We start from the raw sequence: 5841 nt of genomic DNA on the forward strand, positions 1-5841 counted from the left end.
TAGCGGGGAATTTGTACCTTGCCACCGATGACGGCTCTACAGGCTTCCACGGCAATGTAGTAGCTTGCATGAAAGATTTAATTGAAAAAGGCAAAGAATATAATCACATCGTTGCCATAGGGCCGATGATTATGATGAAATTCGCTACCATTGCCGCTAAGGAATTGAACATTCCAATCGTAGTGTCCTTGAACTCCATCATGGTTGACGGTACCGGTATGTGCGGTGCTTGTCGTGTTACCATCGGCAATGAAGTTAAATTTACCTGCGTAGACGGCCCTGAATTTGACGGCTACCTGGTAGATTTTGACAATGCTATGCAACGTCAAACCATGTATAAAACTGAAGAAGGTCGTAAGTTAATCCGTGAAATGGATAAAGCCAATCCAAATCCTGATTGCACATGCAAAGCGGAAGAGGGATCTGAGACAACAGAACTTACGGATAAGGCGAAACGCATTCCGGTGCGTGAACAGGATCCGGCCGTGCGTGCTACGAATTTTGAAGAAGTTTGCTATGGCTACAGCCAGACGGAAGCCATGCTGGAAGCACAGCGCTGCTTGAACTGTAAAGTGCCTCGTTGCGTTGACGCTTGTCCGGTTCACATCAATATTCCGGGCTTTATCCAAGCTTTAAAAGCAGGGGATATTGAAGAAGCAGGGCGCATTATTGCGCAGCAAAGTGCCTTGCCGGCTATTTGCGGTCGTGTTTGTCCGCAAGAAGAACAATGTGAAGGCGCCTGCGTTATGGGTATTCGTAACGAAGCGGTGGCCATCGGTAAGTTGGAACGCTTTGTAGCCGATACTAACCTTGCCAACGGCGTTGTTTTTGGTGAAAAAGAAGCGCCTAAGGGCATTAAAGTGGCGGTTATCGGTTCGGGTCCTGCCGGTCTCAGCTGTGCCGGCGATTTAGCTAAAAAAGGCTATGACGTAACGGTATTTGAATCCTTACATAAATTGGGCGGCGTGTTGGCCTACGGGATTCCTGAATTCCGTCTCCCTAAAGATCGTATTGTAAATAAAGAAGTGGAAAATATTAAGAATTTGGGCGTTAAGTTTGAAACGGACGTTATTATCGGTCGTACCGTAACTATCGATGATTTGATGGATAAAGAAGATTTCAAAGCCGTATTCATCGGTTCCGGCGCAGGCCTTCCTAAATTCATGCATATTCCGGGCGAATCTTCGAACGGCGTTTTATCGGCCAACGAATTCTTGACCCGTGCGAACCTTATGAAATCGTATGACGACAGCTACGACACACCGATTGCCATCGGCAAAGTGTGCGTAACCGTTGGTGCCGGTAACGTGGCTATGGACGCCGCTCGTACCGCCCTTCGTTTAGGCTCGGAATCCAAGATTGTATATCGCCGCAGTGAAGATGAAATTCCGGCTCGTGCGGAAGAAGTGCATCATGCTAAGGAAGAAGGGGTTGAATTCAATCTCTTAACCAATCCGGTTGAAATTCTTCATGATGATAAAGGCTGGGTAACCGGCGTTAAATGCGTCAAAATGGAATTGGGCGAACCGGATGCCTCCGGCCGTCGTCGTCCGAAGGAAATTGAAGGTTCCGAATTCGTTATTCCTTGTGATACCGTAATCATGTCTCTTGGCACCAATCCAAATCCATTGATTCGATCTACCACTAAAGGTCTTGATACGGAATCTTGGGGCGGTATTATTGCCGATGAAAAAGGTGCTACCACGAGAGAAGGCGTATTTGCCGGTGGTGATGCGGTAACCGGGGCAGCTACCGTTATCTTGGCTATGGGAGCCGGTAAACAGGCAGCCAGCGCTATCGATGAATATTTGTCCAAATAAGTAAATGGCAAATATAGGCTGATACTATAAGGCAAACGATGTGGCCAAATAAATAGCTATTTCAAAAATAATATAGTCATATAATAAGCAGTTTCTAAATTTTTGCGATTAGCAATAAGTCATGTTCACTTGGGGCGGTCGGGATTTAGGAACTGCTTTATTATTTTCAAGTTGATTCATAGTTATTTTGTCAAATTTTTGGTGAATTACGGATAAATACCGAAAAAAGCTTAAAATTAATCAAAATTATAATTCAAGTTGTGCTCGATTTTCTTGGACGTTTTTCAGATTAGAATTATTTAAAATACAGGTAAGAAGGTAGTAAATATACGCGTAAGTGTAATGTAAGTACCAATGATGAATGACAAATATTGTCTGTCGTAATTTTGCAAAAGGGGTGGACCTATGAATAACGCAACTGTACAATCTGCAATGACAATCAAACTCGACTTCTCCAAGGGCTTACCGCCAAAGAAAACCTTCCAAGAAGGCATTCGGCGGGCACCTGATCGCGGTTTCCGTTTGACCCCGGAACAGACCGAAGTCGCTCTTAAAAATGCGTTACGCTATATTCCGGAAGAATATCATGATGAATTAATTCCTGAATTTTTGGAAGAATTAACCACACGCGGTCGTATTTACGGTTACCGTTTCCGCCCTGAAGGTAATTTGTATGGCAAACCAATTGACGAATATAAAGGCAAATGTGTGGAAGGGAAAGCCTTCCAGGTAATGATCGACAATAACTTGGACTTCGCCGTAGCACTCTATCCGTATGAACTCGTTACTTATGGCGAAACAGGTAGCGTATGTCATGACTGGATGCAGTATCTCCTCATTAAACGCTATTTGGAAGAATTGACTCAGGACCAGACCCTCGTTGTGGCATCCGGTCATCCGGTAGGTTTATTCCGCTCCAAACCGGAAGCACCGCGCGTAATCATTACGAACGGTATGATGGTGGGCTTATTCGATAACTTAAAAGACTGGGAAATCGCTGAAGAAATGGGCGTTGCCAACTATGGTCAAATGACGGCGGGCGGTTGGATGTACATCGGGCCGCAAGGTATCGTACACGGCACATTTAATACGATTTTGAACGCCGGTCGTATGAAGCTCGGTATTCCGGTAGACGGCGACTTAAGCGGTAAATTATTCGTGACCTCCGGCCTCGGCGGCATGAGTGGTGCTCAAGGTAAGGCGGCTGAAATCGCGAACTGCGTAGCCATCATTGCGGAAGTGGATTACTCCCGTATCAAAACTCGTTTAGATCAGGGCTGGATTTCCGGCGTGTCCGATTCCATTCCTGAAGTAATTAAAATGGCTCAAGACTCCATGGCGGCTAAAGAAGGTAAAGCCTATGCGTACCATGGCAACATCGTTGATTTACTTGAATACATCGCAGACAACGACGTTCACGTTGATTTGATTTCCGATCAGACTTCCTGTCATAATGTATATGACGGCGGTTATTGTCCGAAAGGCATCACCTTCGAAGAACGTACACAAATGTTGGCGGAAGATCCGGCTAAATTCCACGGTCTCGTAAATGAAACGTTGAAAGCTCACTTCACCGCTCTTAAAAAATTAACGGCGAAAGGCATTTACTTCTTCGATTACGGCAACTCTTTCATGAAAGCCGTATATGATGCGGGCGTAAAAGAAATTTCGAAAAACGGCATCGATGAAAAAGACGGTTTCATTTGGCCAAGTTATGTAGAAGATATCATGGGACCTCATCTCTTTGATTACGGCTACGGTCCGTTCCGTTGGGTATGCCTCAGCGGTAAACCGGAAGACTTACATAAGACCGACCAGGCCGCTATGGAATGCATCGAAGTGGATCGCCGTTACCAAGACCGCGACAACTATAACTGGATTCGCGACGCTGAAAAAAATCAGATGGTAGTGGGCACGCAGGCTCGTATCCTTTATCAGGACGAAGTAGGCCGTGTACGCATTGCCCTTCGCTTCAATGAACTCGTTCGTTTAGGTGAAATCGGACCGGTTATGCTCGGTCGTGACCATCATGACGTATCCGGCACCGACTCGCCATTCCGTGAAACATCCAACATTAAAGACGGTTCCAATGTTATGGCCGACATGGCGATTCAAACCTATGCAGGTAACGCGGCTCGCGGCATGAGCTTAATCGCCCTTCATAACGGCGGCGGCACCGGTATCGGCAAAGCCATTAACGGCGGTTTTGGACTCGTGCTTGACGGCAGCCATCGCGTGGATGAAATCATCTGCTCCGCTTTATCTTGGGACGTTATCGGCGGTGTAGCACGTCGTTCCTGGGCTCGTAACGAACACGCTATGGAAACGGCTGTTGAATTCAATAAAACACGTGCCGGCGTAGGTCATATTACGATTCCGTTCGTAGCCGACGATGCGAAAGTAAAAGCCGCTGTGGCTAAAGTATATCCGACAGCTAAGGTGATTAAAGACTGATACAAGCCTATCAGCAGGCGATTGGCAGTCGCATAGAAGCTCCATAGAGCTTATTAACAAACACAATGAAAGACTATATGAAAAACGAAAGGAGCTGAACATGGGAGACCAATTATTAATAAAAAATGCCGCCCAAGTCGTAACACCGCAAGGTCATACGGCGATTAAGGGGGCAGCCATGAAAGATGTTAAAGTCTATGAAAATGCCTCTGTTCTCATCGAAGACGGTCACATTGTGGCCGTCGGCGATGAGGCGGAATGGGCTAAAACCGTACCGGCCGACAAACAGATTGACGCTACCGGCAAAACGGTACTGCCCGGTTTCGTAGATTCGCATACACACTTTGTGTTCGGCGGCTACCGTGCCGATGAGTTCCTGTGGCGCATGGAAGGCATGACGTACATGGAAATCATGGAACGGGGCGGCGGTATCAACAATACCATGAAGGCCACTCGCAATGCCTCATCGGAAGAGTTGATTGAACACAGCATGGATATTTTAGAGAAGATGCTCGCTTTCGGTATTACCACGGTGGAAGGTAAGAGTGGTTACGGTATGGACCACGATACGGAGCTTAAACAGTTGGAAGTCATGAAAGAATTGGAACAGCGCCAGCCCGTAGAAATCGTGCGCACCTTCATGGGGGCGCACTCCATTCCGCCGGACTACAAAGGCCGCAATGAAGAATTCTTGGAATTCCTCGTTAAGGAAGTGATGCCGGACGTTAAAAAAGCAGACCTCGCTCAGTTCTGTGATATCTTCTGTGAAAAAGGCGTTTTCTCCATTGAAGAAAGCCGCAAGTACTTGCAGCAAGCCAAAGACATGGGCTTTGACTTAAAAATCCATGCCGATGAAATCGTAACCTTGGGCGGTGCCGAACTGGGTGCCGAACTAGGCTGTACGTCGGCGGATCACTTATTACATGCATCTGATGAAGGTATTAAAGCGTTGGCAAATAGCGATACGGTAGCTACCTTATTACCGACCACCGCGTTTTGTCTCAAAGAACCGTTTGCACCGGCTCGCAAAATGATTGATGCCGGTTGTGCCGTAGCACTCGCTACCGACTTCAACCCGGGTAGCGGTTTTACCAACTCTGTACCTCTTATGATTGCTCTCGGTGTTATCTATATGGGCATGACCGCCGAAGAAGCCATTACGGCTCTTACCTTGAATGGAGCTGCCGCTGTTGGGCGTGCGGATACAATCGGCTCCATTGAAGAAGGGAAACAGGCAGACCTCGTTATCCTTCAATACCCATCCTACAAATTCTTACCGTACCATACGGGCGTGAATATTGTAGAAACGGTTATTAAAAAAGGCAAAGTCGTTCATCAGGCGTGAGAACGACTTAACCTTAATAAAGTCTAAAGCTCCGAACTTTAGACTTAGTACCTAAACTTCAAACTTCTTCATACATGTTTATAGGCTCTTTGTCAAATTTTGGGGCGCTAAAGAGTCTATGCACTTTGAGGAAGGACATGCGACATAACTGTTGCGTGTCCTTTTCTTGCATTGATGAATAAAATCCGGTTACGGAAGTAGTGGAAGTTCCGTATCCCAAAA

General features: G+C 46.5%; 3 protein-coding genes. All 3 read left to right on the top strand.

All coding sequences use genetic code 11. The features are described from left to right. The coding region (gltA, locus tag E7204_RS08310) for an NADPH-dependent glutamate synthase (protein WP_295183491.1) at positions 1-1820 on the top strand (1820 nt) is incomplete at its 5' end. Positions 1821-2225: 405 nt separating this feature from the next. Then, complete coding sequence (locus E7204_RS08315; protein WP_295183494.1) at positions 2226-4274, top strand: urocanate hydratase; 2049 nt, start codon at positions 2226-2228, stop codon at positions 4272-4274. Positions 4275-4374: 100 nt separating this feature from the next. Next, a complete protein-coding gene (gene hutI / locus E7204_RS08320) occupies positions 4375-5619 on the top strand; it encodes an imidazolonepropionase (RefSeq protein ID WP_295183498.1) in 1245 nt (414 codons plus the stop codon). Positions 5620-5841: the final 222 nt, after the last annotated feature.

It is taken from the genome of Veillonella sp., assembly GCF_015058545.1.
In the GTDB taxonomy this organism is placed as follows: domain Bacteria; phylum Bacillota; class Negativicutes; order Veillonellales; family Veillonellaceae; genus Veillonella_A.

What these genes read in the sequence shown, in the direction of transcription:
- E7204_RS08315 (WP_295183494.1), top strand. Translation starts at nt 2,226, where the DNA reads ATGAATAACGCAACTGTACAATCTGCAATGACAATCAAACTCGACTTC.
- hutI (WP_295183498.1), top strand. Translation starts at nt 4,375, where the DNA reads ATGGGAGACCAATTATTAATAAAAAATGCCGCCCAAGTCGTAACACCG.